We start from the raw sequence: 26,108 nt of genomic DNA, 5'->3' as shown, positions 1-26,108 counted from the left end.
ACGGCTTCGGCGGCGGTGGCGCGTGGGAGGATCCGTCACCATGAGCGCATCACCGGCGGTACGTAGCCTGCGCGCCGCGGTGTTCGCCGCGGTGTGTGTGCTGCTGGCTGCCGCCGGGCACGGGCTCGCCACCGGTGCCACGCCTCCGTTGTGGGCGGACGGCGCCGGATTCCTCCTTGTGTTCGTCATGGGGTGGTTGCTCGGCGGGCGGGAACGGTCCATGCCCGGCATCGGTGCCGCCATGCTCGCCACCCAGGCCGGGCTCCACCTCGGGTTCGATGTCGCGCGGCCACGGACCGGCATGGCGATGGCCGGCATGGCGCACATGTCGGGTCACACCATGTCCCCCATGCGGCAGACGCAGGCGATGACCCCGCACGCCCTCGCCGCCCACGTCGTCGCCGCGCTCGTAGCGGCCTGGTGGCTGCGGCGCGGCGAGGCCGCGCTGTGGTCGCTGCTGCGCTGGGCCGTCGCCTTCGTGCCGGGGCTGGCCGCCTGGTGGCGGGACGCCCCCGCACCCCAGACCTTCCGCATCGCCCGTCGCCCCGGACGCGCCGCCGCCGACGCGGCCCCCCTGCGCCAACTCCTCCTGCGGCACGCGGTCAGCCGCAGAGGGCCACCGGACCTGATCCCGTACCCGGTCTGACCACTCAACTTCCTTTTCCCGTACGGAGATCACCTCACCATGTCCGCATACCGCACCACCCTGCGCCGCGCAGGCACCGTCGCCGCGCTCGCCACCGCCGGAGTCCTGGCCGCCGCGGGGGTCGCCTCCGCGCACGTCACCGTCCACCCGGAGAGTTACGCCAAGGGTGCGACGGACGGTGTCCTCACCTTCCGTGTCCCCAATGAGGAGGACAAGGCGAGCACCACCAAGGTCCAGGTCTATCTGCCCACCGACCACCCCGTCCTCGGCGTCCTGGTCACCCCGCAGAACGGCTGGACCGCGAAGGTCACCACCAGCAAGCTCAAGACGCCGGTGAAGACCGACGACGGCACCATCACCGACGCCGTCTCCGAGATCACCTGGACCGGCGGGAAGATCGGGGCCGGACAGTACGAGGACTTCAACGTCGCCTTCGGTCAACTGCCCGGCGACACCGACCAGTTGGCGTTCAAGACGCTGCAGACCTACTCGGACGGCGATGTCGTCCGCTGGATCGAGCAGACCACGGCCGGGGACGACGAGCCGGAGAACCCGGCGCCCGTCCTCAAGCTCACCGCCAAGGAGAGCGAGGACGGCGACGAGACCCCGGCCGCGAGCACAGCGGTCACCTCCACGAAGGCCGGCACCACCGCCTCCTCGTCCAGCAGCGACTCGACCGCCCGCGGGCTCGGTGTCGCCGGGCTGATCGTGGGCGTGCTCGGCCTCGCGGCGGGCGCCTTCGCGATCGTGCGCAGCCGGACCCCGCGGTCGTAGCACCCAGGGGGTAGCACCCAAGTCGTAGCACCCAAGGGGTGCGCGGAAGGGCCCGGATCACCAGTGATCCGGGCCCTTCCGCGCAACCGTCCCTACTGCGAGACCAGTTCCAGCAGCTTCTCCTCCGCCGGAACCTCCTCGATGGGGGAGGTGCGCGAGGTGCGCCACAGCCACAGGATGTCGCGGCCGAACGACCAGACCAGGGTGCCGAGCGCGAGCGCCACCACGCCGATGTTGGCCGCGTGGGGCAGCAGGTTCGCGCCCGCGAGGAGCAGCAGGATGCCCTGGGTGGCGGCGACCGTCTTACGGGCGGTGCTCGGCGGCAGCGGGGCGTTCAGCCACAGCCAGACGCGCGCTGCGGCGACGAACGCGTAGCGCATGCCGCCGATCAGCAGGACCCACGGGCCCATCTGTGTCGCGACGTACACGCTGAGCACCAGGATGAGGAACGCGTCGACCTCCATGTCGAAGCGCGCCCCGAGCGCGGTGGAGGTGTTCGTGCGCCGGGCGACCTTGCCGTCGACGCCGTCCAGGATCAGGGCCACCGCGGTCAGTCCGACCAGCAGTGTGACCGGCGGGGAGCTCTCGAAGGAGTCCGCGACCAGCGCGGTCACCCCGCCGACCAGGATGGCCCGGCCGAGGGTGACCCGGTTGGCCGGCCCGAAGGAACGGGTCCTGGACCGGTGCAAGGCCTTGGAGAGCACGGCCCAGGTGGCGATCGCGAATGCCAGGCCGGTCAGCCAGCCGGCCGGCCCCATTCCGATCGCCGTGCCGAGCAACGCCAGCAACAGGATCTGAACGCCCGCTCCCACAGCGGTCTCCTGCTGGACCAGCCTTGCTTCGTATGTGTTGTTCAGGGCCACCGCACACCCTCCGGCCGTATGACAGAGTCGATCAACGCCGCGTACTGTGCGCGGCCTGTGGTTACCCGTACGTGAACAGCTTCCCGATCGTTCAGGAGGAATCCGATGAAGCGCACCGCGAGGGCGTTTTGGATCGGTCCACCGGGTCACGGCGAGATACGCGACGTCGTCCTGCCCGACCCCGCCGAGGACGAGGTGCTGGTCCGCTCCCTGTGGTCGGGCGTGAGCCGCGGCACCGAGACCCTGGTCTTCCGCGGGGGCGTCCCCGAGAACCAGCACGCGACCATGCGGGCCCCCTTCCAGGAGGGCGACTTCCCAGGTCCGGTCAAGTACGGCTACCTCAATGTGGGGGTCGTCGAGGAGGGCCCGGCCGCGCTGCTCGGCAGTACCGTCTTCTGCCTCTATCCGCATCAGACGCGCTACGTCGTCCCCGCGAGCGCCGTGACACCGGTGCCGGATTCCGTGCCCGCCGGGCGGGCCGTTCTCGCCGGGACCGTGGAGACCGCCGTCAACGCCCTGTGGGACGCGGCGCCGCTGGTCGGCGACCGGATCGCGGTGGTCGGGGGAGGCATGGTCGGCTGCTCGGTGGCCGCGCTGCTGGGCCGTTTCCCGGGCGTGCGGGTGCAGTTGGTGGACGCCGATCCCACGCGCGCGAAGATCGCCGAGGCGCTCGGTGTCGGCTTCGCGCTGCCTTCGGACGCGCTCGGCGACTGCGACCTCGTCGTCCACGCCAGCGCCACCGAACAGGGACTCACCCGCGCGCTGGAACTCCTCACCGCCGAGGGAACGGTCCTCGAACTGAGCTGGTACGGCGACCGGAAAGTGAGCCTCCCGCTCGGCGAGGCGTTTCATTCGCGCCGCCTGGTCATCCGTAGCAGCCAGGTCGGTACGGTCTCGCCGGCGCGCGCCAACCGCAGCTATGCCGACCGGCTCGCCCTCGCCCTCGACCTGCTCGCGGACCCCGCGCTGGACGCGCTGGTCACCGGGGAGAGCGACTTCGAGGAACTGCCGGACCTGCTGCCCAGGCTCGCCTCGGGGGAGATCCCGGCGCTGTGCCATCGGGTCCGTTACACCGACATCGGCTGAGAATCGTTCAATTCCGTACGAGCAAGAGCGTCTGACCTGAGAAAAGAGTGAGAGCGGGCTGAACAGGGGGAGGCGTGCAGCCGTACTACACGGCATCCCCCGGCAGGGATCAGCCGCGGGACCAGACGCGCCGCACCTGGAGGGTCGTCCGTTGTTCAGCATCACCGTTCGCGATCACATCATGATCGCCCACAGCTTCCACGGCGAAGTGTTCGGGCCCGCCCAGCGGTTGCACGGAGCCACGTTCCTGGTGGACGCCACCTTCCGGCGCGAGCAGCTGGACGACGACAACATCGTCGTCGACATCGGACTGGCCACCCAGGAACTGGGCGCCGTCGTGAGCGAGTTGAACTACAGAAACCTCGACAACGAGCCCGACTTCGCCGGGGTCAACACCTCGACGGAATTCCTCGCGAAGGTCATCGCCGACCGGCTCGCCGAGCGGATCGAGAAGGGCGCGCTCGGCGAGGGCGCCCGGGGCCTGACCGGCCTTCAGGTCACCCTGCACGAGTCGCACGTCGCCTGGGCGAGTTACGAGCGTGCCCTGTGAGCGACGTGACCATCGACCGCGCCCCCTCGCTGGGATTCCTGCCCGCGCAGCGCGCCGCCTCCCGGAATGCCGAGATCATCCCCATGTCCCTGCGCACCGTGCACTTCGTGATGCCGGGCGGCGTCGACGACCCGGCCGCGCCGAGCGGCGGCAACGCCTACGACCGGCGGGTCAGCCTGGACCTGCCCGGCTTCGGCTGGCAGGTCCACAAGCACGCCGTGGACGGCGAGTGGCCCCGGCCCGGCGCCGCCGCCCGTGCCGAACTGGCCCGAGTGCTGCGCGAGTTGCCGGACGGTGCCGCCGTACTGATGGACGGGATCGTGGCCTGCGGGGTCCCCGAGATCGTCGTCCCGGAGGCCGACCGGCTCAGCCTGGCCGTCCTGGTCCACCTCCCGCTCGGTGACGAGACCGGCCTGGAGGCCGCCGTGGCCGCCGAGTTGGACGAGAAGGAGCGTACGGTCCTGCGGGCGGTGTCGGCGGTCATCGGCACCAGCGAGTGGGCGGTCCGCCGCCTCGTCTCCCACCACGGCCTCGCCCCCGAGCGCGTCCATGTCGCCACCCCCGGCGCCGACATCGCGCCCCTCGCCTCCGGCACCGACGGCGTCTCCCACCTCGTGTGCGTCGCCACGCTGACTCCGCGCAAGGGCCAGCACCGGCTGATCGAGGCACTGGCCGCCGCGGCCGACCTGCCGTGGACCTGCGAGTGCGTCGGCGGCTTCGGCAACGACCCGGAGTATGTCGACCACCTGCGCGACCTCATCAAGCGCCACGGCCTCCAGGACCGGCTGCACCTTGCCGGCCCGCGGGCCGGCGCCGCACTCGACGCCACCTACGCCTCCGCCGACCTCATGGTCCTCATGTCGTACGCCGAGACCTACGGCATGGCCGTCACCGAGGCCCTCGCACGGGGTATCCCCGTGCTGGCCACGGACGTCGGCGGGCTGCCCGAGGCGGTCGGCCGCGCCCCCGACGGCGGGGTGCCCGGCATCCTCGTCCCGCCGGAGGCGCCCGCCGCCCTCGCCGCCGAACTGCGCGGCTGGTTCGGCGAGGCCGACGTACGCCGACGTCTGAAGGCGGCGGCCCGGGGCCGGCGCGCGGCCCTCGACGGCTGGGCCACCACGGCCCGCAGCCTGGCCGGAGTGCTCACCCGGCTCCCCAGCGAACCCCGGAGGGCGGCATGAGGAAGTCGGCAACCACGGCACAGGCTGGACGGATCCCGGCGCAGCCGGGGCCCAGGGGCGTACCGCTGGGCATGCTGGTCGCCCCGGTACAGCCCGACGCGAAGGACCTGACGGCTGGACAGCCGGGGCCGGAGGACATCATGGCGGGAACGGTCCAAGCGGACACCGGCGAGCAGACAGGGCCAGGTTCCGTGATCCCCGGCGCCGGTCCCGCGGGCCGCCCCGGCGAGCGGGCCACCGTACGGCTGCGGGACGTCGGACCCGACGACCCGCCGCGCTACGCGCCCGAGTGGCTGGAGCTGCGGGAGGGTGCCGACGCCGTCGCGCGGGCGCCCGAACTGCTCGACCCGCTGCGCATCCGGCTCGCCAACCTGCCCGGCCGCTCCGGGGTCGTCATCCACGACCTGGGCTGCGGTACCGGCTCGATGGGACGCTGGCTCGCGCCCCGCCTCGACGGCGCCCAGCACTGGATCCTGCACGACCGGGACCCCTACCTCCTGCACTTCGCCGCCGTCGCCTCACCGCGCGCCGCCGCCGACGGCAGCCGCGTCACGGTGGAGACCCGGCGCGGCGACGTGGCGCGGCTGACCCCGGACGCGCTGGTCGGCGCCTCGCTGGTGACGGCCTCCGCGCTCCTGGACGTCCTCACCCGCGAGGAGGTCGACGCCCTCGTCGCCGCCTGTGTCGGCGCCGGCTGCCCGGCGCTGCTCACCCTGTCGGTGGCGGGCAAGGTCGAACTCACCCCGGCCGACCCGATGGACGCGGAGATCGCCGACGCGTTCAACGCCCATCAGCGGCGCGACGGCCTCCTCGGCCCGGACGCGGTCACCGTCACCTGCGAGGCCTTCGCCGCGCACGGCGCCACGGTCCGCGTCCACCCGAGCGCCTGGCGGCTCGGCCCCGACGAGGCCGCGCTCACCGCCGAGTGGCTGCGCGGCTGGATCGGCGCGGCCGTCGAGGAACGCCCCGAGCTGAAGGAACGTGCCGACCAGTATTTGGAACGGCGCCTCGCGGCTTGCGCGGCAGGCGAGTTGAGCGTGCTCGTCCACCACAGCGACCTGCTGGCGCTGGCCCGGCCGACAGGGGGCACGTCATGAGCGTCGAGACGATGCGGACGGTCGCACCGCGGCCGAGCACCAGGACGCGGCGGGTACGTGTGGACCGGTCCACACCGGTCGCCCTCGCCCTGCGTACCGAGACCGCCGTAGAAGCCGTAGAAGCGGTACGCCGTCCCAAGCACACCCCGCCGCTGCACAGTTCGGCCGTCTCCGGCGACCGCATCGGGGTGATCGTCTCCGCCCCGCGCCCCGGCACCGACCGCGCCTCCGGCGCCCGCCGCGTCCTGCGCGCGATCCTGACCCGGGTGAACTCCCGCGCGGTACGCACCCACTTCGGCACGGTCGCCGGCATCGCCATCCTCGGCGTCCTCCTCTGGCGCCTGGGCACCGGCGTCTTCCTGGACGGACTGCGCCGCATCGACGCGCCGACCCTGCTGATCGGGCTCGCGATCGGTGTGGTCACGACGGTGTTCAGCGCCTGGCGCTGGGCCCTGGTCGCACGCGGCCTGCGCATCAAGCTGCCGCTCGGCCCGGCCGTCGCCGACTACTACCGCGCCCTGTTCCTCAACGCGGCCCTGCCCGGCGGCATCCTCGGCGACGTGCACCGGGCCGTACGCCACGGACAGAGCGCCGGAGACATGGGCCGCGCCGTACGCGCCGTGGTCCTGGAGCGCGTCGCGGGCCAGATCGCCCTGGCCGTCGTGGGCGTGACGGTCCTGCTGGGCCTGGACTCGCCGGTGATGGCCGACGCCCGCAGCATCGCCCCGCTCGTCCTGCTCGCCGCCGTCGGAGCGCTCGCGGTCGTCGCCGCCGTACGCATGAACCGTCCGGCCACCGCCACCCGGCGTGGTCGCGCCCTGCGCACGACCCTCGACGAGGTGCGTGCCGGACTGTTCTCCCGCGCCAACTGGCCCGGCGTCACGGTCTCTTCGCTCGTCATCCTCGCGGGCCACCTCGCGATGTTCGTGGTCGCCGCCCGGGCCGCCGGCTCCGCCGCCACCGTCGCGCAGCTGCTGCCGATCGCGGTCCTCGCGCTGGTCGCCATGGGCCTGCCGCTGAACGTCGGCGGCTGGGGCCCACGCGAGGGCGTCACCGCCTGGGCGTTCGGCGCCGCGGGCCTCGGCGCGAGCAGCGGCCTGGCCGTCTCCGTGGTCTACGGCGTGCTCAGCTTCGTCGCCGCCCTGCCCGGCCTGCTGGTCCTGGTCGCCCGCTGGTACACCGGCCTGCGCACCGCCGGGCCCGGCACCGCCGTACCGGACCCGGAACCCGCTCAGGCGTCCGCGGTCACCATGGAGAAATACGCGCCGAAGGAATCGGCGAGGCTCGCCAGCAGTGCCTTCCCCTTTTCCGCCGAGCCGAGGGACGGGCGTCCGATGACGCCCGACTCGGTATAGCCGGACATACCGAGCGTCAGGAGATGGCGACGGTCGTCGGCGACGAAATCGGAGGTCTCATATCCGGGACGGATCAATTCGGGATGAGCGTGCAGAAGAATGGAGGTCTCGATTTCCCCCGCATGCATATCGGTGAGCAGCGAGGTCACCACCCCGGCCCGCTCCAGCGCCGTCTCCCAGTCCTCCGCGGCCGGGAACAGCGCCATCCGCTCACCGCGGGCAGAAGATTCCTGAACGACGTTGCCCAGTACGTAGTTTCCGCCGTGACCGTTGACCACCACCAGGGTCTCGACCCCCGAGCGGCGGAGCGAGTCCGCGATGTCCCGCACCACCGCATGAAGGGTCACGGAAGAGATGCTGACGGTCCCCGGCCAGGCCGCGTGCTCGTGCGAGCAGGCGATCGTCACCGGCGGCAGGAGATGCACCGGGTACGCCGCGGCGATCTCGCGGGCCACGGCACAGGCGACCAACGTGTCGGTCGCCAGCGGAAGATACGGGCCGTGCTGCTCGAAACTGCCGACCGGAAGGACGGCGACCTGTGTTGATACTTCTGCCCCCCTAGACCTCACGTCCTCCGTGGTGTCCGCCGGCACCAGTCCGTATGCCGCCGTCCGTGAGTCCGAACCATTCATTTTTTCACGGCCTTTCGTCTCTGCTTAGGAACCAGATCATGACAGAAAACATTGGCGTACTCGGCAAGCAGAAGTCCGCGCAGTCCAGGGGCGCGGAACGCGTCGTGAATGCTCCCTTGCCCACCGTGTACGGCAAATTCCAGGCGATCGGCTACCTGGACCACGACCGCGGTGATGAGCAAGTGGCCCTGGTCTACGGTGACATCGGCACGGACGACGTACTCACCCGACTCCACTCGGAGTGCCTGACGGGCGATGCCTTCGGTTCCCAGCACTGCGAGTGCGGCGACCAGTTGGACGCCGCGATGCGGGCCGTCGTCGCCGAAGGCCGGGGCATCGTCGTCTACTTGAGAGGGCACGAGGGCCGCGGCATAGGCCTGCTCGCCAAGTTGCGCGCGATGGCCCTGCAGGCGGAGGGACTCGACACGGTCGAGGCGAACCTCGCCCTCGGCCTGCCGGTCGACGCCCGTGACTACGGCGTCGCCGCCGAGATCCTGCACGACCTCGGGGTGGCCAGCGTCCGCCTGCTCTCCAACAACCCGCGCAAACGCGAGGCGTTGCTGGAACACGGCATCAAAGTCTCCGAAGAGGTACCGCTGTTGATCCCGCCGTGCGAGAACAACATCACCTACCTCCGCACCAAGCGGGAGCGCCTCGACCACCACCTGCCCCATTTGGACGCGGTGGCGCACTGGTCCTGATTCGGGTGCGCGCGGTCCGGACAGGAAGAGGGAATGACCGACGACGTCCTCTTCCTCTCCGGCGACCGGGTCACGGACCTGCTCGACGCCGACGCGGCCATCGCCTCGCAGCGCGCGGCCTTCACCGCGCTCGGCGACGACAACGCCGACCTGCCCGGCAAGATCATGCACCCGAGCCGCTTCGACGACAGCGTTGTCTTCGCCTACGTCTCCCGGCTGTCGGCGGACACCGGGGCGGTGGCGAAGTTCGGCAGCGTCAACCCCGCCAACGCCCGCGCCGGACTGCCCACGATCCACGCGGTGATCAGCGCCCTGGACCGGTCCACTGGACAGCTGGTCGCGGTCATGGACGGCACGGCGGTGACGACCCTGCGCACGGCCGCGGGCAGCGCCGTAGCCGTCGACGCCCTGGCCGCCCCCGACGCCGACCGCCTCGCCGTCCTAGGCTCAGGCACCCAGGCCCTCGCCCACGTCCGCGCGATCGCCCGGGTCCGGGACCTGACCTCCGTACGCCTGTGGAGCCCGAACCCCCGGCGGCGCGCACGGGCCGCACAGACGCTGAGGGCCCAACTACCCTTCCCCGTCGAGGCGGTGGACACCGCGAAGGAAGCAGTGAACGGCGCGTCCGTGGTCGCCGCCTGCACCCTCAGCACCACCCCCGTGGTGCACGGCGCCTGGCTCGCGCCCGGCTGCACGGTCGTCAGCGTGGGCTCCTTCGAACCCACCCGCAGCGAGGTCGACCCCGAGGTCCTACGGCGATCCGCGGCCGTCGTCGTCGACGACCCGGAGACGGCCGCCGAGCACGCCGGGCCGATCGTGACCGCACTGCGCGAGGGCCTGCTCACGCCCGAGGACCTGATCCCGCTCGGCGCCGTACTCACCGGCCGCCGCGCGGCCCGTACCCGACCCGACGACATCGTCTACTACAACAGCGTCGGACTCGGCATCCAGGACGCGGCAGCGGCCTGGGCCGTCATCGACGCGGCCAAGAAGGAGCGTCCATGAAGCGTCAGGCTGAGGTCGTCGTCATCGGCGGCGGGGTCATCGGTACGAGCATCGCCTACCACCTGGCCCGCGCCGGGGTCCGGGACGTCGTCCTGGTGGAGCGGGACGAACTCGCCGCCGGGTCCACCTCCAAGGCAGCCGGCGGGGTACGGGCCCAGTTCTCCGACGGGCTCAACGTGCAGCTCGGCGCCCGCAGCCTGGAGGCCTTCGACCGGTTCGAGGAGGACACCGGGTACGACATCGGGTTACATCGCGTCGGCTATCTGTTTCTGCTGTCGCGGCCCGAGGACGTCGCCTCCTTCGAGGCGGGCGTCCGGCTGCAGAACTCCCTCGACGTGCCCAGCCGCATGATCGACCCCGCCGAGGCCCAGCGGCTCTCCCCGCTGATCAGCACCGAAGGCCTGCTCGCCGCCGCCTACTCGCCCGACGACGGCCACTGCACCCCCGAGGCCGTCGTCCACGGCTACGCCTCCGCCGCCCGGGCGCACGGCGCGACGATCCTGCGCCACACCGACGTCACCGGCATCGAGACCCACGGCGAGCACATCACCGCCGTGGTCACGACCCTCGGCCGCATCGACACCAATGCCGTGATCTGCGCGGCCGGCGCCTGGTCCAAGGGGATCGGCGCGATGGCGGGCGTCGACCTCCCGGTCCAGCCGCTGCGCCGCCAGATCGCGGTCACGGGACCGGTCCAGGGACTGCCGCCCAACCTCCCCATGACGATCGACTTCACCACCAGCCTCTACTTCCACGCCGAGGGCCCCGGCCTCCTCGTCGGCATGTCAGACCCCGACGAGCGTCCCGGCTTCGCCGCCGACACCCACGACCGCTGGATCCCCCGCCTCGCCGAGGCCATGCGCCGCCGCGCCCCCGACCTCCTGGAGCTGCGCCGCACCGGCGGCTGGGCGGGCCTGTACGAGAACACGCCGGACCACAACGCCCTGATCGGCGAGGCGACTTCGGTCTCCCGCTTCCTCTACGCGACCGGCTTCTCCGGCCACGGTTTCCTCCAGGGACCGGCCGTCGGCGAGGTCGTCCGTGACCTGTACCTCGGCCGCGTACCCTTCGTGGACGTCAGCCCCCTGAGCGCCGGCCGGTTCGCGGCCGACGCCCCGCGCCCGGAGGTCAACCTGGTATGACCGAGCTCCATCTGTGGCTGCGCCACGAGCCCCGCACGACCGAACGCCGCACCCCGGTCGTCCCCTCCGACGCCCGCCGCCTCGTCGAGAACGGCGTGACCCTCACGGTCGAGGAGTCCCCCCAACGGATCTTCCCCATCGAGGAGTACGAGGCGGTCGGCGCCCGCGTGGCCCCCGCGGGCTCCTGGGTGTCGGCGCCGCGGGACACGGTGATCCTCGGCCTGAAGGAACTCCCGGACGAGCCGAAGGAGTTGACCCACCGTCATATCTTCTTCGGGCACGCCTACAAGGGCCAGCCGGGGGCGAGCGACCTGCTGAGGCGGTTCGGCGCCGGGGGAGGAGCGCTGCTCGACCTCGAATACCTGGTGGACGAGAACGGCCGCCGCCTCGCCGCGTTCGGCTTCTGGGCGGGCTACCTGGGCGCGGCCCTCGCCGTGCTCCAGCACCGGGGCCGACTCGTCGCACCGCTGACGCCCACCTCGAAGGAGGAGTTGGACAAGACGCTCCAACCCGCCGCCCGGGACGAGGAGTTCAGCGCGCTGGTGATCGGCGCGCTGGGCCGCAGCGGACGCGGAGCGCGGGTCGCGTTCTCGACGGCCAGGATCGAACCGACCTGTTGGGACCTGCCCGAGACCCAAAACCTGGACCGCCCCGCCCTGTTGACCCACGACGTCCTGGTCAACTGCGTCCTGGCGACCACCCCCGTCCCGCCCTTCCTCCGCGAGCCGGACCTCGACGACCCGACCCGCCGCCTCCGCACCGTCTCCGACGTCACCTGCGACGTGGGCTCCCCTCTCAACGTCCTGCCGGTCTACGACCGTACGACCGAATGGGACGACCCGGTACGGCAGTTGAGCGACCGTCCCCCGCTCGACCTCATCGCCATCGACAACCTGCCGTCGCTCCTGCCGAGGGAGTCCAGCACCGACTTCTCGGCGGCACTGCTGCCCCAACTCCTGGAGTTCGAGACGGGCGGGGCGTGGGGCCGCTGCCTGGACCTGTTCCGCACGAAGTCCCGTGAACTCGGAATCGCCGTAGGGGAAGGGGAGCTGGGCCATGTCTGACGTGGTGCGCGCGAGCGGTACCGTCCACTGGATCGGCGCCGGACTGTCCACGGGCAGCGGTCTCGCCCTGCTCTGCGACACGGCGGATCGGGTGCGGCTGTGGCACCGCACCGAGGAGCGCGCGGCGCAGGCTCTGGATCACCTGGGTCTGACGGGTCGCGCCGAACCGCGAGCGTTCGACCTCGCCGCGCTCACGGCCGAGTTGGCGCCCGGAGACGTCGTCGTCTCCATGCTGCCCGCGCCCGAACACGCGGCGCTGCTGGCCGCCTGTGTCCGGCGGCGGGCGCACTTCGCCTGCTCCAGCTATGTGTCGGACGCCGTCCTGGAACAGCTACCGGCGGCCGAGAAGGCGGGGATCGTCGTCCTCACCGAGGCCGGTCTCGACCCCGGCATCGACCACCTCTTCGCGCACAGCCTCGTCGCCCGCGCTGGGGAGGCGATCGGCGAGGGCACGGTGGCCTCGTACAGCCTCACCTCGTACTGCGGCGGAGTCCCCGCGGTGCCCAACGACTTCCGGTACCGGTTCAGTTGGGCACCGGCCGGGGTGCTGGGCGCGCTGCGCTCACCGGCGCGCTATCTGGAGGACGGCGAAGAGACCACCGCTGCCCGGCCCTGGGAGGCGACCCGGCCGCATGTCGTGGACGGCGAGACCTTCGAGGTCTATCCGAACCGGGACAGCGTGCCGTTCATCGAGCAGTACGGGCTGCCGACGGCCTGGACACCACGGACCTTCGTGCGCGGCACCCTGCGCCTCGATGGCTGGCTGCGGGCCTGGGACGCGGTGTTCGAGGAGCTGAAGGCGGGCGACGACACCCGGATCGCCGCGCTGGCAAGGGAGTTGGCGGCCACCTATCCCACCACGGAGGCCGACCACGACCGGGTCGTCCTGGCCGTGTCCCTGGACGTGCGGGGCGACACGGGCGAGACCTGGTCCGGCAGCTACCTCCTCGACCTGGTCGGTGACGAGGAGGAGAGCGCGATGGCCCGCTGCGTCTCGCGTCCGCTCTCCCTCGCCGTCCGCCACATCCTGTCCGACGACCTGCCGTCCGGCTTGATCCGGGCGGCGGAGACGGCGCAGCGGTCACGGGAGTGGCTGAGCGAACTGGCGGGGGAGGGGCTGGAGTTCACCTTGCGGGTGGATCAGTAGCGAACCAGTGGTGGATCAGTGAGCCGGCGGTCGCGGTTCAGGCCGTGACCGCCTCGTGCACCAACTGCTTCAGCTCCGGCATGATCTTCAGCGACGACTTCGGCCGGAGCTGCGTCATGAACTGCACGGTCAGGTCACGGCCCGGGTCGACCCAGAACGTCGTGGTCGCCACCCCACTCCACCCGAACGTGCCGAGCCCCGTGGGGGATTGGGTGCGTTCGGGGTCGATGACGACGGAGACACTGAGGCCGAAGCCGATGCCGTCGTTGCCGGGTTCCTGGTGGGCGGGGCTGCCGAAGGCGCGCATGTCGGCGCCGCCGGGGAGATGGTTGCTGGCCATGAGGTCGACCGTCTCCGGCGACAGCAGCCGGGTGCCGTCGAGTTCGCCCCGGCGCCGCAGGAACTCCGCGAACCGGTGCACATCGTACGGGCTCGCCGCCAACCCGCCACTGCCCGACAGGAACCGCGGCCGGCCGCCCCGCAGCGGCAGCCCGGCGATCGGCTCGATACCGCCGCCGTCGGCGTCGCCGTACAACTCGGAGAGCCGGTCGGCCTTTTCGTCCGGTACCGAGAAGCCGGCGTCCGGCATCCCCAGCGGCCGGAAGATCCGCTCGGCGAAGAACTCGTCGAGCCGCTGCCCGGAGACCACCTCGACGATCCGGCCCAGGACGTTGGAGGCGACGGAGTAGTTCCACTGCGTGCCCGGCTCGAACTGGAGCGGCAGGCTCGCGTAGATGTCGATCGTCTCGGCGAGGTTCGCGCCGGGCGGCACGGACGACTCCAGGTGCGCCTCCCGGTACAGGGCGTCGACCGGGTGCGAGTGGTAGAAGGCGAAGGTCAGGCCCGAGGTGTGGGTCATCAGGTGGCGGATCAGCATCGGCTGCTCCACCGGCCGTGTCTTCACGTCGGCGCCGGACCCGCTGTCGTAGACCCGCATGTCGGCGAAGGCCGGGAGATGCAGGCCGACCGGGTCGTCCAGGGAGAGCTTGCCCTCCTCCATCAGGATCAGCGCGGCGACCGCGGTGACCGGTTTGGTCATGGAGTAGATCCGGTACAACGTGTCCGGCGTGACGGGCAGTTGGGCCGCGACATCGCGGTGCCCGTGGGCGGTGAGGTGGGCGACGCGGCCGCCGCGGGCCACGGACACCAGGAAGCCGGGCAGGCGCTCCACGTCGACGTAGTGGGCGAAGTGCTGGTCCAGGCGGTCCAGCGCCTTGTGATCCAGTCCGACCTCGTCCGGGTCGACTTCTTGTCGCAGCTGTGCCATGGCTCTCCTCCGAATTGCGTTCACGAGGTGGGGTCCCGCATACCCGGCCCCGGACACCTCGGAACTCATCGTCCCGCAGGAACACCTGCGCGGTCTCCTGTAACGGGGGGATGTGTGAGCGACGCGACTGTCCGCCCGGGCAGCGCGAGGCAGGCGAGAGCGCCGGTCAGGGCCACCGCGGCGAGTATTCCGAGCGCCAATTCCCGGCCACCGGCGGCCATCAGCGCACTTCCCGCCGCGACCCCGAGCGTCGGACCCACGTTCGTCGAGGTCTGCTTGAGCCCGCCCGCCACCCCGGCCGAATCGACGGCCGCTTCCCGCACGACCACTTGGGTCGCCGCCACCAGGACCGTTCCAAACCCGGCCCCGAGCAGGGCGAAACCCCCGCATACCGCGACCGCGCCGGAGGCCCGGGACAACACGAGGACAGCCAGGGCCACGACCGTCATCGCCACGCCGGCCGTACGACGCGCCCCGACCCGGCGCAGCACCACGGCGGTCGCGGGTGCCGCGAGGACCATCGCGGCGGCCAACGGCAGCCCTCGGAGGGCGCTTTGGAACGGTCCAAGTCCCAGCGTGTCCTGCAGGAAATAGGTGACGACGAACAGCGTCCCGGAGAAGGCGGCCGACGCCGCGAGCAGCATCCCGAGCGCCCCGCGGATCGCCACCGACCCGACGACGTCCGGCGGCAGCAACGGATGCGCCGTACGACGCTCATGCCGTACGAAGGCGAGACCGGCCAGCACGGACACGGCCAACCCGGCGGCCGAACCGGGGAGATCCACCAACGCCTGGACGAGGGAGGCGAGGGAGAGCGCGAGCAGCAGGGCGCCGGGCAGATCGAACCGGACGGTGGCCGCTTCTGTGCGCCGCGGGCCCCGGACGGTGAGCGCGAGTACGCCGAACACCAGCGAGGGCACGACGTTGAGGAAGAACACGGCCCGCCAGCCCGCCGCGCCCACCAGCGCCCCGCCCACCAACGGCCCGGCGGCGGCCGCGATTCCGATCACACTCGTCCGTACGGCGATGGGCATACCGAGCCGGTCCGGCGGGAACGCGGCACGCAGCATGCCGAGCGTGGCCGGTTGCAGCAGCGCCCCGAACACCCCCTGGACGACCCGGAGTCCGATCGCCCAGCCGACCCCGGGCGCCAGCCCGATCCCGGCCGAGGCGAGACCGAAGCCGAGCATGCCGAGCCCGAACACCCGCTGATGCCCGTACCGGTCCCCGATCCGCCCGGCCGACACCAACAGGCTTGCCACGGCGACGAGATACGCGGTGCTCGTCCACTGGACCTGCGCGAGCGACGCCCCCAACTCCCGCTGGAGCGTGGGCTGTACGACGGTGAGCACGGTCCCGTCCAGCGCGACGATCGCCGCCCCCGCGACACTGCTCGCCAGCACGAGCCTGCGGTGAACCGTCATCGGGTGGCCTCCGGACCCAGGTGCGCGTCGAGCGCCGACCGCAGCAGGGGTACGAAGTCATCGGCGCCGGTGGCGAGTTGGAGGCTGCCCCAGCGCCAGAGCTGGGCGATGCCGTGCAGGTTCGCCCACAACGCGCCCGCGACGAGCCGGGCGTTCACGTCGGGGCGGGCCCGGCCGACCAGGTCCACCAGGACGCCGAACAGCGGCAGGCTGGTGTCCCGAAGTCCCAAGTGGCCGCTCTCCAACAGATCGTGACGGAACATCAACTCGTACATGCCGGGGTTGTCGAGCGCGAACTCCAGATAGACGCGGCCCAGCGCTGTCAACTGCGCGCGCGGGCTTGCCGCACCATCCGCGATCGCGCTCTTCGCTCGCTCACCCAGCTCGGCGAAGCCGCGCCGCGCGATCGCCGACAGCAGCTCCAAGTGGGTGGGGAAGTAACGGCGCGGCGCCCCGTGCGAGACACCGGCCCGCCGGGCGATCTCGCGCAGGGTCAACGCCTGCGCACCCTCCTGGGCCACCAGCTCCACCCCTACGTCGACCAGGCGGCCCCGTAGTCCTGCTTCCGGTTCGCTCATGCTCATAGACACTGTCTACCAGTCGACCGTAGACAGTGTCTACACGCGGGCTCCCGCCTGAGGGGAATGCGTGACCTGCTTCACACGGTTGAAGGACGCATGACTCACGACGCGACGCAGGACGCACTGCTCCAGCTGATCTCCGAGGGCCACGGCGGAGTACTGGTCACCCTCAAGAGCGACGGCCGCCCCCAGCTGTCGAATGTCAGCCACGCCTACTACCCCGACGAGCGCGTCATCCGGGTGTCGATCACCGACGACCGCGCCAAGACCCGCAATATGCGCCGGGATGCCCGCGCCTCCTACCACGTGACCAGCCCCGATCGCTGGGCGTACACGGTCGCCGAGGGCACGGCCGACCTCACCCCGGTCGCCGCCGACCCGCACGACGACACGGTCGAGGAACTCATCCGGCTCTACCGCGATGTCCTGGGCGAACATCCGGACTGGGACGACTATCGGGCGGCGATGGTGCGGGACCGGCGGCTGGTGCTGCGGTTGCGGGTGGAGCGGGCCTACGGCATTCCGAAGCGCGCCGACCAGGGCTGACCGATCGTCACCATCGTTCACCGGAGCCGAGGCTGAGCGGCTGCGCGGTGAGCGGACCATGAGCCGGCAGCGTCAGCCGGACCCGGGCCCGCGTGCACCGGCCGCCCCTGAAATCGGCCGGGGCACGCGGAGGACCTTACTGGCGGCGCAGAGCGACGAGTGCCGCGGCTGTTCTTTTCTGCTTGTTCCGGCCGATGTTCTTGCGTGAAACGTCATCTGTCAACGGGGTGTCCGTGTCCGGGGAGAGGTCACGTCGGTCTGGACCGCTCCAAAATGGAAACCCCCGGGCAATGAAGCCCGGGGGTGCGGTACTTGGGGAGCGACGGTCAGGCTGTCACGGTCTCCGGCGTCGACGCGTCCCGGAGCGACCGCGTACCGAGCAGCTCCGTCGGGACCGTGTGGGTCTCGCGGGCCGTGAGCGCCGCGATCACCGGCGGGACGCACAGCGCCGCCGTGAACAACGCCACCGCGGACCAGTCCGTGCCGTCAGGACCCGCGATCTGCGCGGCGAACGTGACCGCGAACCCGGCCACGGCGAAACCGATCTGGGTGCCGATGGCCATGCCCGACAGCCGGACACGGGTCGAGAACATCTCGCCGTAGAAAGAGGGCCACACGCCGTTCGCCGCGCTGTAGACCACGCCGAAGGCGACGATGCCGAGGATCAGGATGAGGGCGTAGGAGCCCGTCGAGATCGCCCAGAGGTAGAGGAACATCGTGATCGCGCTGCCGACCGCGCCGATCAGATACACCGGGCGGCGGCCGATGCGGTCGGAGAGCGTGGCCCACAGGGGGATCGCGGCGAGGGCGACAAGGTTGGCGAACGCGCCCACCCACAGCATCGACGAGCGGGACATGCCGACGGAGTCGCTGGTCGCGTAGGCCAGCGCCCACACGGTGAAGATCGTCGAGACGGAGGCGATCAGCGCGCCCGCGATCACCCGCAGGACGTCCGCCCAGTGCTCGCGCAGCAGCACCACGAGCGGCAGTTTCACGACGCCCTCGGTCGCCGCCTGCTCGGCGAAGGCCGGGGTCTCCTGGAGGTTGCGGCGGATGAAGTAGCCGGCCACCGCGACCAGCACGCTCGCCCAGAATGGAACGCGCCAACCCCACGACAGCAGCTGTTTGTCCGGGAGTTGGGCCACGGCGAGGAACACGAGTGTCGCGATGAGCTGGCCGCCCTGGGTGCCGCCCAGCGTGAAACTGGTGAAGAAGCCACGCCGGTCCGCCGGCGCGTGCTCCAGTGTCATGGAACTGGCGCTGGCCTGTTCGCCCGCCGCCGAGATGCCCTGCAGGACCCGGCACAGCACGAGCAACACCGGGGCGAGCGTGCCGACTTGGCCCCGCGTGGGCAGACAGCCGATGAGGAACGTCGACAGGCCCATCAGCAGCAGCGTGAAGATCATGATCTTCTTACGGCCGACCCGGTCCCCGAAGTGTCCGAGGAACAGCGCGCCGACCGGCCGGGCCGCGTAGGCGACACCGAAGGTCGCGAGGGAGAGCAGGGTCGCCGTGGCCGGGTCCGAGTCGTCGAAGAAGACCTTGGGGAAGATCAGGGCTGCGGCGCTGCCATAGATGAAGAAGTCGTAGTACTCCAGGGCACTGCCGATCCAGGCGGCGGTGGCGGCCTTTTTCGGTTGCCCGACGGCTTTGGCGGGGACGGACACGGCTTGCTCCTTCGGGGGAACTCCACCGTAGGCGGAGTGAGCGGCGGGGGAGAGGTGCCGGATCCCTGGGGTGACGGGACGGCCGCGCCGGGTGCTGCCCGACTAATTAACCCACTGGATAGTTAGTAGCGGTGGCTACGGATGTTGCGCTCACGTTTCCCGGGTGTCAAGAGGCCGTACCGAAGGATCTCGCGGCTCAGTCCGCCGCCCGCTCCGCCGTCAGATAGGCGATCACCATGTCGCCCAGCATCGTCCGGTAATGCTCGCGCTGGGCCGGCGCCACCAGGTCGCGGCCGAACAGGGCGCCGAAGGTGTGCCGGTTGGCGACCCGGAAGAAGCAGAAGGAACTGATCATCACGTGCAGGTCGACGGCGTCCACGTCGGCGGTGAACAGGCCCGACTTCTGCCCCGCCTCCAGGATCCGGCGGATCACGTCGAGGGCGGGCGAGCCGATCTTCCCGAGCTTCTCGGAGGCGGCGATGTGCTCGGCGCCGTGGATGTTCTCGATGGACACCAGGCGGATGAAGTCCGGGTGCTGCTCGTGGTGGTCGAAGGTCAGCTCCGCGAGCCGGCGGATGGCCGCGACCGGGTCCAGATGTTCGACGTCCAGGCCTCGTTCGGCCTCGCGGATCACTCCGTAGGACCGTTCCAAAACGGCGGTGAAGAGCTGCTCCTTGCCGCCGAAGTAGTAGTAGATCATCCGCTTGGTGGTGCGGGTGCGGGCGGCGATCTCGTCCACGCGGGCGCCGTCGTAGCCGGCCCGGGCGAACTCGTGGGTCGCCACGTCGAGGATCTCGGCCTTGGTGCGGGCCGCGTCACGGATGCGCCCGTTCGGTCGTGCCGGTTCTTCGACGCTGGTCATCGGGTTCCTTGGCTTCCTTCGGGCGTGCGCGCGGTGTGCGGCCGATTGTAGAAGGAGCGACCGGTCGCGGGCGGACGGGTTCCCGGCCGAGGGGTTCCCGTGGCTCGGCGATGCTGATATAGCTAACGTACTAGTTCGTACATTAGTGACCCGCTCAGCTCGGGAGGACCACCGTGGCCGACGTCTTCAAGGACCCGTCTGTCGGCGACCCGTCTTTCGTCGACTCGTATCTCGTCGGGCTGATCGGTTCCGGTATCGGTCCCTCCCTCAGCCCCGCCCTGCACGAGCGCGAGGCCGACCGGCAGGGCTTGCGCTATCTGTACCGGCTCATCGACATCGACGTGCTCGGCGTCGGCCCGGAGGCGGTGGGCGAACTGGTGCGCGCCGCCCGCGACTTGGGCTTCGACGGGCTCAACATCACCCATCCGTGCAAGCAGCTCGTCATCGAGCACCTCGACGGGCTCGCCCCGCAGGCCGAGGCGCTGGGCGCGGTCAACACCGTCGTCTTCGAGGCGGACGGCCGCGCGATCGGCCACAACACGGACGTCACCGGCTTCGCCGCCTCCTTCGCCCGTGGACTGCCCGACGCGCCCATGGAGCGGGTCGTGCAGGTGGGCGCGGGCGGCGCGGGCGCGGCCGTGGCCCACGCCACGCTCACCCTCGGCGCCGAGCGCGTCACCGTCGTCGACGCGCTGCAGGAACGATCGATTGCCCTCGCCGACTCCCTGAACCGGCACTTCGGCCCGGGCCGCGCCGCCGGCGCCACCCCCGACCGGCTGCCCGAACTGCTTGCCGACGCCGACGGCATCGTCCACGCGACCCCCACCGGGATGGCCGCCCACCCCGGACTGCCCTTTCCCGCACGCCTGTTGCACTCCGCGCTGTGGGTGGCCGAAGTGGTCTACCGCCCGCTGGAGACCCAACTGCTCAGCACCGCCCGCGCGTTGGGCTGCGCCACCCTCGACGGCGGCGGCATGGCGGTCTTCCAGGCGGCGGACGCGTTCCGCCTGTTCACCGGCCGGGAACCCGACAGCGCGCGGATGCTCGCGGACATCGCCGAGCTGGCCGGTGCCGTGCCCGCACCGAAATAGAGCCGCGCCCGCCCAGAAATAGCCGCGGCCCGCCCAGAAATAGCCGCGCCCGCACCGAACTGGCCGTGCCCCGCAGCGAAATTGAGAGGTACCCCGATGCGTACGTCGATCGCCACCGTCTCCCTCAGCGGCTCCCTCACCGAGAAACTCACCGCCGCCTCCCGGGCCGGCTTCGACGGCGTCGAGATCTTCGAGAACGACCTCCTCGCCAGCCCGTTGACGCCCGAGGAGATCCGCGCCCGCTGCGCCGACCTCGGCCTGACCATCGACCTCTACCAGCCGATGCGGGACATCGAGGCGGTGCCCGAGGCCGAGTTCGCCCGCAATCTGCGCCGCGCCCGGCACAAGTTCGAGCTGATGCGCAGGCTCGGCACCGACACCGTCCTCGTCTGCTCCAGCGTCTCCCCGCTCGCCGAGGACGACGACACGCTCGCCGCCGCACAGCTGAGCCAACTGGCCGACCTCGCCCAGGAGTTCGGCGTCCGCGTCGCCTACGAGGCGCTCGCCTGGGGACGGCATGTCAGCACGTACGAGCACGCCTGGCGCATCGTCGAGACGGCCGGCCACCCGGCACTCGGCACCTGCCTGGACAGCTTCCACATCCTGTCGCGGAGCTCCGACCCCGAGGACCTCAAGGGGATCGCGGACATCCCCGGCGAGAAGATCTTCTACCTCCAACTCGCCGACGCCCCCCTGCTCGCGATGGACGTCCTCCAGTGGAGCCGCCACTACCGCTGCTTCCCCGGCCAGGGCGGCTTCGACGTCGCCGGACTTGTCCGGCACGTCCTGGGCACGGGCTACGACGGTCCGCTCTCACTGGAGATCTTCAACGACGTGTTCCGGCAAGCGGAAGCGGGCCCCACGGCGGTCGACGCCCACCGCTCGCTGCTGGTCCTCCAGGAGGCGGTCGGCGTACTGGAGCCCCCCGCCCCCGTCGTCCCCACGGGCGTCGCCTTCGCCGAACTCGTCACCCCCGACGCCGAACCCGTCTCGGCACTGCTCGGCGCCCTCGGCTTCGCCCGCACGGCCCGTCACCGCACCAAACCGGTGGACCTGTGGCAGCAGGGCGAGGCCCGCATCCTGGTCAACACCGGCCCCGCCCTACGACGGGACGGCACGGCCCTCGCGGCGATCGGCCTGGAGTCACCCGACCCGGAGGGCGCCGCCCGCCGCGCCGAGGCCCTCCTCGCGCCGGTCCTGCCCCGCCGCCGTACCCTCGAGGACGCCCCGCTCGACGCCGTGGCCGCACCGGACGGCGCGGAGCTCTTCTTCTGCGCCCGCACCACCCCCGAACTCCCGGGCTGGCACGCCGACTTCACCGACGCCGCCGCTCAACTGCCCGCAGGGACAGGCGTCCAGCGCATCGACCACCTCGCCCTCACCCAGCCCTGGCACCACTTCGACGAGGCAACTCTCTTCCACCGCAGCGTCCTTGGCCTCCAGGCGCAGGAGAGCGTCGACGTCGCCGACCCCTACGGCCTGCTCCGCAGCCGCGCGGTCACCACCCCCGACGGCAGTGTCCGTATCGCGTTGAGCGTCGGCGCGGCCCCGAGCGAGGACGGCGCCCACGCCCAGCACATCGCCCTCGCCACCGAGGACGTGGTCACCGCGGCCCGCGGCTTCCGCGAGTCCGGCGGCCAACTGCTGCGCATGCCCGCGAACTACTACGACGACCTCGCGGCCCGGTTCGCTTTCCCCGAGGGCGAGTTGGCGACGTACCAGGACCTCGGCATCCTCTACGACCGGGACGCGGGCGGCGAGTTCCGGCACTGCTACACGCGGACCGTCGGGCGGGTCTTCTTCGAACTCGTGCAGCGCGACGGCGACTACCGCGGTTACGGCGCCCAGAACGCGCCGGTGCGCCTTGCCGCCCAGCACACGGCGAAGGGCCTCACTGGCGGCTGACGGACCGGGTCACGCCGGTGACGACCGTCGTGGCGAGGATCCAGCCGGTGATGATCAGGGCGTAGGAGAGGTACTGGTACCAGCCCTCCGGCGCGAACGCCTCCTCCTGGCCGAAGGAGATCACCGGCAGCAGCAGATCGAGCGTGTAGAACACCGGGTTGAAGTGCGGGGCCTCGGACGGCTTGAGGGCGGGGGGCTGGTGCAGGCCGTACGCGAGGGAGCCGATCGCCAGCAGCGACAGCAGCCAGGTGCAGGCGCGCAGCGGGCGGAAGCCGTAGCCGACGGTGGTGTCCTGGGCGTAGCCCCAGATCCGGTAGTACCACCGGAGGGTGCCGCGCAGGCGGCGCTGCTTGGCCAGTTGGACGTTGCGGGCGGCGTAGTCGTCGCCGACGCGGCGATACGCGGCGGCCAACTCCTCGTAGGCGTGCGGGACATAGCCGTCGCCGTCGCGTTCCAGCATGGTCAGCCGACGCTCGGCGGGCTCGTGCGGGATGAGCGAGGTGTAGCTGAGGCTGGTGAGGAAGACCTGGTCCGGCAGGGCCTCCGGCTCCAGCAGCAGCACGTCGATCTGGGCACTGCGCAGCACGAGTCCCCCCTGCATGGGCGGGCTCTGGCGCAGCCAGAGTTCTCCCATGGTGGTGCTGCTCGCCAGCAGGACGGGACCGCCGGGGTTCGACAGGGTCGAGTACGACAGGTCCAGCCGACCCGCGATCCGGGCTCCGCGCAGGCCGATCCAGCCGTCCACTCGGGCCTCGCGCAACAGGAAGTTGCCCTCCACGACGAGCACTTCGGCGTCGACGGTGGAGTCCCCGGGGTTGGAGAGGTGCGCGGTGTTGAGGTTGACCGACCCGGCGACGCTCGCTCCGCTGAGCCGTATCTGACCGTGTGTGCGCAGTCCGCTCGCCCGGAGATCGTCGCCTACGGCCGCCTGGTTGAGCTGGAGCACCGGTTCCTCGGCGTCCGGGGCGATGATCTCCGCGCTCTCCATGAACAGGCTTCCGGAGATCTTCGCCCCGGCGAGCCGCACCACTCCGCGGAACCGGGACCGGGTCAACCGCAACACGCCGTCCACGCGCATCGCGTGGGCGGTGAGACCGGGCAGGACCGAGTCGCCGAAGTTGAGTTCGCGCAGTCGGCAGGCGTAGAAGCGGGGCACCTCGTCGAAGTGGCAGTACCGCAGCCGCACCGGGTGGTCGATCGTCGCGTACTGCAGATCGAGCCTCCCGCTGATCCGGGCGCCCTCCAGGCTCAGTGACGCTATCTCGCCCGCTTCCTGCGGCCCGTTGAGCAGCAGCGCCCGCAACACCTCGGCGCGGACGGTCCGTTCGGGACCCCAGTCGCCGCCGAGGGCGACGTCCTCGGCGTCCGCCGTGCGGAAGTCCACGGACTCGCCCAACGGGAAGGCTCGCCACACCTGTTCCTCGGCCGGTGTCAGATCGTTGATCTCCATCAGGCGGGACTCTAGCCGCGCGGAGGTCGCGCGCACAGGGGACGAATCCGGCCCGGACCGCACGTCAACGTGCGGTCCGGGCCGAGGAGTTGTGCCGTTGTTACGGTCGGGTGTTCCACTCCGCGATGACCGGGCGGTCGTGCTCGGTGGAGAGGCGGCTGACCGTGCCGGTGGCCAGTTGGAACAGGCGACCGTCCGCCGCTGTCAGGCCCAGGCGGCGGGCCGTGAGGACGCGCAGGAAGTGGGCGTGCGCCACGAGGACCACGTCACCGTCCCCGAGCGCCGAGTCCACCCGCTGCAGGACCCGGTCGGCACGGGCGCCGACCTCGTCCGGGGACTCGCCCGGGTGTCCGGCCGGGCCCGGCGGGACACCGTCGGTCCACAAGTACCAGTCGGGGCGGGTGCGGTGGATGTCGACGGTGGTGACACCCTCGTAGGCGCCGTAGTCCCACTCGTGGAGGTCGGGGTCGGGTACGGCCCCGGTGATGCCCGCGAGTTCGGCGGTGCGTATCGCGCGGCCGAGCGGGCTGGTCAGTGCGAGAGCGAAGGTCCGGTCCGAGAGGAGCGGAGCGAGGGACTTGGCCTGTTCCTCGCCGTGCTGGGTGAGGGGCAGGTCGGTCCAGCTGGTGTGCTGGCCCGACACGCTCCACTCCGTCTCGCCGTGGCGGACCAGCAGAAGATCCCCCACGGCGCGCCTACTTGGACTCGACGGCGTGGCCGCCGAACTGGTTGCGCAGCGCCGCGATCATCTTCATCTGCGGCGAGTCGTCCTGACGCGAGGCGAACCGCGCGAAGAGGGAGGCCGTGATCGCAGGCAGCGGTACGGCGTTGTCGATGGCCGCCTCGACGGTCCAGCGGCCCTCGCCGGAGTCCTCCGCGAAACCGCGCAGCTTGTCCAAGTGCTCATCGCCGTCAAGGGCGTTGACCGCGAGGTCGAGCAGCCACGAGCGGATGACGGTGCCCTCCTGCCAGGAACGGAACACCTCCCGCACGTCCGTGACGGAGTGGACCTTCTCCAGCAGCTCCCAACCCTCGGCGTACGCCTGCATCATGGCGTACTCGATGCCGTTGTGAACCATCTTCGAGAAGTGCCCGGCGCCCACCTTGCCGGCGTGCACGAAGCCGAACTCGCCCTCGGGCTTGAGCGCGTCGAAGATCGGCTGCACCTTGGCGATGTTCTCGGCGTCGCCGCCGACCATCAGCGCGTAGCCGTTCTTCAGGCCCCACACACCGCCGGAGACACCCGCGTCGACGAAGCCGATGCCCTTGGCACCCAGCTCCTCGGCGTGCCTCTCGTCGTCCGTCCAGCGGGAGTTGCCGCCGTCCACGATGACGTCGCCGGGCTGGAGCAGCTCGCCCAGCTCGTCGACGACCGACTGGGTCGGGGCACCGGCCGGGACCATCACCCATACCGTGCGCGGCGCTTCGAGCTTGTCGACCAGTTCGGCGAGGCTCTCGACGTCGGTCACTTCGGGGTTGCGGTCGTAGCCGATGACGGTGTGGCCCGCGCGGCGGATGCGCTCGCGCATGTTGCCGCCCATCTTGCCGAGGCCGATCAGTCCGAGCTGCATGTCAGTTCACTTCCTGAGAATCCTGGGAACTACGGAGAGTCCGGTAGGTGGCCACGAGAGCGGCGGTGGAGGAGTCGAGCCCCGGCACGTCCGCGCCCTCGGTCAGGGCGGGTTCGACGCGCTTGGCGAGGACCTTGCCCAGCTCCACGCCCCACTGGTCGAAGGAGTCGATGTTCCAGATCGCGCCCTGGACGAACACCTTGTGCTCGTAGAGCGCGATGAGCTGGCCGAGGACCGACGGGGTCAGCTCGCGGGCCAGGATCGTGGTCGTGGGGTGGTTGCCCTTGAACGTCTTGTGCGGCACCAGTTCCTCGGGCACGCCCTCCGCGCGTACCTCGTCCGGTGTCTTGCCGAAGGCCAACGCCTGTGTCTGGGCGAAGAAGTTGGCCATCAGCAGGTCGTGCTGCTTCTTGAGGCCGTCACTCAGCTCGGCGACCGGGTTGACGAAGCCGATGAAGTCCGCCGGGATCAACTTCGTGCCCTGGTGGATGAGTTGGTAGT

The 26,108-nt window shown here is 71.1% G+C and carries 25 protein-coding genes and 1 pseudogene; 15 read left to right on the top strand and 11 right to left on the bottom strand.

What is annotated here, in order from left to right; translation table 11 throughout:
- Positions 1-40 precede the first annotated feature (40 nt).
- Positions 41-646 (top strand): hypothetical protein, encoded by a 606-nt coding sequence (locus SPR02S_RS21420; RefSeq protein ID WP_019059047.1) that lies wholly within the window; start codon positions 41-43, stop codon positions 644-646.
- 39 nt (positions 647-685) lie between these two features.
- On the top strand, positions 686-1,420 hold the full coding sequence (locus SPR02S_RS21415; protein ID WP_019059046.1) for a YcnI family copper-binding membrane protein: 735 nt from the start codon (positions 686-688) through the stop codon (positions 1,418-1,420).
- 92 nt (positions 1,421-1,512) lie between these two features.
- On the opposite strand, the gene SPR02S_RS21410 is transcribed toward SPR02S_RS21415, so the two are convergent.
- A complete protein-coding gene (locus tag SPR02S_RS21410; protein WP_019059045.1) occupies positions 1,513-2,283 on the bottom strand; it encodes a CDP-alcohol phosphatidyltransferase family protein in 771 nt (256 codons plus the stop codon).
- 105 nt (positions 2,284-2,388) lie between these two features.
- Between SPR02S_RS21410 and SPR02S_RS21405 the strand changes: the two genes are divergently transcribed.
- From SPR02S_RS21405 to SPR02S_RS64910, 5 genes and pseudogenes are all read left to right on the top strand, one after another.
- Entirely contained in the window at positions 2,389-3,369 is a 981-nt protein-coding gene (locus SPR02S_RS21405; RefSeq protein ID WP_019059044.1) for a zinc-dependent alcohol dehydrogenase, read from the top strand.
- A 151-nt stretch (positions 3,370-3,520) separates the two neighbouring features.
- Positions 3,521-3,919, top strand: coding sequence for a 6-pyruvoyl trahydropterin synthase family protein (locus tag SPR02S_RS21400; RefSeq protein WP_019059043.1), 399 nt, complete (start codon positions 3,521-3,523; stop codon positions 3,917-3,919).
- Positions 3,916-5,100, top strand: coding sequence for a glycosyltransferase family 4 protein (locus tag SPR02S_RS21395; protein WP_019059042.1), 1,185 nt, complete (start codon positions 3,916-3,918; stop codon positions 5,098-5,100). The genes SPR02S_RS21400 and SPR02S_RS21395 overlap by 4 nt, the downstream gene beginning before the upstream one ends.
- Positions 5,097-6,197, top strand: a complete 1,101-nt coding sequence (locus SPR02S_RS21390; protein WP_026150747.1) for a hypothetical protein — start codon at positions 5,097-5,099, stop codon at positions 6,195-6,197. The genes SPR02S_RS21395 and SPR02S_RS21390 overlap by 4 nt, the downstream gene beginning before the upstream one ends.
- Positions 6,194-7,285: pseudogene (locus SPR02S_RS64910) on the top strand (lysylphosphatidylglycerol synthase transmembrane domain-containing protein); the annotation flags it as partial. The gene SPR02S_RS21390 and the pseudogene SPR02S_RS64910, both read left to right, overlap by 4 nt.
- A 143-nt stretch (positions 7,286-7,428) precedes the next feature.
- Here SPR02S_RS64910 and SPR02S_RS60320 read toward each other — a convergent pair.
- Complete coding sequence (locus tag SPR02S_RS60320; protein WP_078622952.1) at positions 7,429-8,184, bottom strand: creatininase family protein; 756 nt, start codon at positions 8,182-8,184, stop codon at positions 7,429-7,431.
- Positions 8,185-8,222: 38 nt separating this feature from the next.
- Here SPR02S_RS60320 and ribA point away from each other — a divergent pair, with 38 nt between their 5' ends.
- From ribA to SPR02S_RS21350, 5 genes are read left to right on the top strand one after another with little or no spacing between them, the layout of a single operon-like run.
- Positions 8,223-8,885, top strand: coding sequence for a GTP cyclohydrolase II (ribA, locus tag SPR02S_RS21370; RefSeq protein WP_019059038.1), 663 nt, complete (start codon positions 8,223-8,225; stop codon positions 8,883-8,885).
- 33 nt (positions 8,886-8,918) lie between these two features.
- Positions 8,919-9,890: an ornithine cyclodeaminase family protein gene (locus tag SPR02S_RS21365; RefSeq protein WP_019059037.1), complete on the top strand. Its 972-nt coding sequence runs from the start codon at positions 8,919-8,921 to the stop codon at positions 9,888-9,890.
- Complete coding sequence (locus SPR02S_RS21360) at positions 9,887-11,032, top strand: NAD(P)/FAD-dependent oxidoreductase (RefSeq protein ID WP_019059036.1); 1,146 nt, start codon at positions 9,887-9,889, stop codon at positions 11,030-11,032. The genes SPR02S_RS21365 and SPR02S_RS21360 overlap by 4 nt, the downstream gene beginning before the upstream one ends.
- On the top strand, positions 11,029-12,096 hold the full coding sequence (locus SPR02S_RS21355) for a saccharopine dehydrogenase (RefSeq protein WP_019059035.1): 1,068 nt from the start codon (positions 11,029-11,031) through the stop codon (positions 12,094-12,096). Before SPR02S_RS21360 ends, SPR02S_RS21355 begins: the two co-directional genes overlap by 4 nt.
- Positions 12,089-13,243, top strand: coding sequence for a saccharopine dehydrogenase family protein (locus tag SPR02S_RS21350; RefSeq protein WP_019059034.1), 1,155 nt, complete (start codon positions 12,089-12,091; stop codon positions 13,241-13,243). Before SPR02S_RS21355 ends, SPR02S_RS21350 begins: the two co-directional genes overlap by 8 nt.
- Before the next feature lie 37 nt (positions 13,244-13,280).
- Here SPR02S_RS21350 and SPR02S_RS21345 read toward each other — a convergent pair whose 3' ends face one another.
- The 3 genes from SPR02S_RS21345 to SPR02S_RS21335 form a co-directional block, all read right to left on the bottom strand.
- Positions 13,281-14,510 carry a serine hydrolase domain-containing protein gene (locus tag SPR02S_RS21345; RefSeq protein WP_019059033.1) on the bottom strand — a complete coding sequence of 410 codons (1,230 nt, stop codon included), beginning with the start codon at positions 14,508-14,510 and terminating at the stop codon, positions 13,281-13,283.
- Positions 14,511-14,575: 65 nt separating this feature from the next.
- Positions 14,576-15,934 (bottom strand): MFS transporter, encoded by a 1,359-nt coding sequence (locus tag SPR02S_RS21340; RefSeq protein WP_019059032.1) that lies wholly within the window; start codon positions 15,932-15,934, stop codon positions 14,576-14,578.
- Positions 15,931-16,512: a TetR/AcrR family transcriptional regulator gene (locus SPR02S_RS21335; RefSeq protein ID WP_043258407.1), complete on the bottom strand. Its 582-nt coding sequence runs from the start codon at positions 16,510-16,512 to the stop codon at positions 15,931-15,933. Before SPR02S_RS21335 ends, SPR02S_RS21340 begins: the two co-directional genes overlap by 4 nt.
- A 99-nt stretch (positions 16,513-16,611) precedes the next feature.
- Between SPR02S_RS21335 and SPR02S_RS21330 the strand changes: the two genes are divergently transcribed.
- Positions 16,612-17,061: a PPOX class F420-dependent oxidoreductase gene (locus tag SPR02S_RS21330; protein ID WP_019059030.1), complete on the top strand. Its 450-nt coding sequence runs from the start codon at positions 16,612-16,614 to the stop codon at positions 17,059-17,061.
- Positions 17,062-17,387: 326 nt separating this feature from the next.
- Here SPR02S_RS21330 and SPR02S_RS21325 read toward each other — a convergent pair whose 3' ends face one another.
- Positions 17,388-18,728 (bottom strand): MFS transporter, encoded by a 1,341-nt coding sequence (locus tag SPR02S_RS21325; protein ID WP_019059029.1) that lies wholly within the window; start codon positions 18,726-18,728, stop codon positions 17,388-17,390.
- A 196-nt stretch (positions 18,729-18,924) separates the two neighbouring features.
- Positions 18,925-19,590, bottom strand: a complete 666-nt coding sequence (locus SPR02S_RS21320) for a TetR/AcrR family transcriptional regulator (protein ID WP_019059028.1) — start codon at positions 19,588-19,590, stop codon at positions 18,925-18,927.
- Positions 19,591-19,763: 173 nt separating this feature from the next.
- Between SPR02S_RS21320 and SPR02S_RS21315 the strand changes: the two genes are divergently transcribed.
- Positions 19,764-20,681: a shikimate dehydrogenase gene (locus tag SPR02S_RS21315; RefSeq protein ID WP_019059027.1), complete on the top strand. Its 918-nt coding sequence runs from the start codon at positions 19,764-19,766 to the stop codon at positions 20,679-20,681.
- A gap of 96 nt (positions 20,682-20,777) precedes the next feature.
- A complete protein-coding gene (locus SPR02S_RS21310) occupies positions 20,778-22,586 on the top strand; it encodes a bifunctional sugar phosphate isomerase/epimerase/4-hydroxyphenylpyruvate dioxygenase family protein (RefSeq protein WP_019059026.1) in 1,809 nt (602 codons plus the stop codon).
- Here the strand turns inward: SPR02S_RS21310 and SPR02S_RS21305 are convergent.
- From SPR02S_RS21305 to SPR02S_RS56045, 4 genes are all read right to left on the bottom strand, one after another.
- Positions 22,573-24,036, bottom strand: a complete 1,464-nt coding sequence (locus SPR02S_RS21305) for a hypothetical protein (RefSeq protein ID WP_019059025.1) — start codon at positions 24,034-24,036, stop codon at positions 22,573-22,575. The two genes, SPR02S_RS21310 and SPR02S_RS21305, sit on opposite strands and share 14 nt — an antisense overlap.
- Positions 24,037-24,136: 100 nt before the next feature.
- Positions 24,137-24,724, bottom strand: a complete 588-nt coding sequence (locus SPR02S_RS21300) for a histidine phosphatase family protein (RefSeq protein ID WP_019059024.1) — start codon at positions 24,722-24,724, stop codon at positions 24,137-24,139.
- Positions 24,725-24,731: 7 nt separating this feature from the next.
- Positions 24,732-25,607, bottom strand: a complete 876-nt coding sequence (gene gnd, locus SPR02S_RS21295; protein WP_019059023.1) for a phosphogluconate dehydrogenase (NAD(+)-dependent, decarboxylating) — start codon at positions 25,605-25,607, stop codon at positions 24,732-24,734.
- Position 25,608: 1 nt separating this feature from the next.
- The coding region (locus tag SPR02S_RS56045; protein WP_043258404.1) for a phosphoglucose isomerase-related protein at positions 25,609-26,108 on the bottom strand (500 nt) is incomplete at its 5' end.

Source organism: Streptomyces prunicolor NBRC 13075 (genome assembly GCF_000367365.1).
Classification (GTDB): Bacteria; Actinomycetota; Actinomycetes; order Streptomycetales; family Streptomycetaceae; genus Streptomyces; species Streptomyces prunicolor.
Note: the sequence above shows the minus strand (reverse complement) of the source record. Positions and strands in the feature narration are given on the sequence as shown.

Bases quoted from the DNA above. Each gene is read 5' to 3' on its own strand.
- SPR02S_RS21420 (WP_019059047.1), top strand. From the start codon at position 41: ATGAGCGCATCACCGGCGGTACGTAGCCTGCGCGCCGCGGTGTTCGCC.
- SPR02S_RS21415 (WP_019059046.1), top strand. From the start codon at position 686: ATGTCCGCATACCGCACCACCCTGCGCCGCGCAGGCACCGTCGCCGCG.
- SPR02S_RS21405 (WP_019059044.1), top strand. From the start codon at position 2,389: ATGAAGCGCACCGCGAGGGCGTTTTGGATCGGTCCACCGGGTCACGGC.
- SPR02S_RS21390 (WP_026150747.1), top strand. From the start codon at position 5,097: ATGAGGAAGTCGGCAACCACGGCACAGGCTGGACGGATCCCGGCGCAG.
- SPR02S_RS60320 (WP_078622952.1), bottom strand. From the start codon at position 8,184: ATGAATGGTTCGGACTCACGGACGGCGGCATACGGACTGGTGCCGGCG.
- ribA (WP_019059038.1), top strand. From the start codon at position 8,223: ATGACAGAAAACATTGGCGTACTCGGCAAGCAGAAGTCCGCGCAGTCC.
- SPR02S_RS21365 (WP_019059037.1), top strand. From the start codon at position 8,919: ATGACCGACGACGTCCTCTTCCTCTCCGGCGACCGGGTCACGGACCTG.
- SPR02S_RS21360 (WP_019059036.1), top strand. From the start codon at position 9,887: ATGAAGCGTCAGGCTGAGGTCGTCGTCATCGGCGGCGGGGTCATCGGT.
- SPR02S_RS21355 (WP_019059035.1), top strand. From the start codon at position 11,029: ATGACCGAGCTCCATCTGTGGCTGCGCCACGAGCCCCGCACGACCGAA.
- SPR02S_RS21350 (WP_019059034.1), top strand. From the start codon at position 12,089: ATGTCTGACGTGGTGCGCGCGAGCGGTACCGTCCACTGGATCGGCGCC.
- SPR02S_RS21345 (WP_019059033.1), bottom strand. From the start codon at position 14,510: ATGGCACAGCTGCGACAAGAAGTCGACCCGGACGAGGTCGGACTGGAT.
- SPR02S_RS21340 (WP_019059032.1), bottom strand. From the start codon at position 15,934: ATGACGGTTCACCGCAGGCTCGTGCTGGCGAGCAGTGTCGCGGGGGCG.
- SPR02S_RS21335 (WP_043258407.1), bottom strand. From the start codon at position 16,512: ATGAGCGAACCGGAAGCAGGACTACGGGGCCGCCTGGTCGACGTAGGG.
- SPR02S_RS21330 (WP_019059030.1), top strand. From the start codon at position 16,612: ATGACTCACGACGCGACGCAGGACGCACTGCTCCAGCTGATCTCCGAG.
- SPR02S_RS21320 (WP_019059028.1), bottom strand. From the start codon at position 19,590: ATGACCAGCGTCGAAGAACCGGCACGACCGAACGGGCGCATCCGTGAC.
- SPR02S_RS21310 (WP_019059026.1), top strand. From the start codon at position 20,778: ATGCGTACGTCGATCGCCACCGTCTCCCTCAGCGGCTCCCTCACCGAG.
- SPR02S_RS21305 (WP_019059025.1), bottom strand. From the start codon at position 24,036: ATGGAGATCAACGATCTGACACCGGCCGAGGAACAGGTGTGGCGAGCC.
- gnd (WP_019059023.1), bottom strand. From the start codon at position 25,607: ATGCAGCTCGGACTGATCGGCCTCGGCAAGATGGGCGGCAACATGCGC.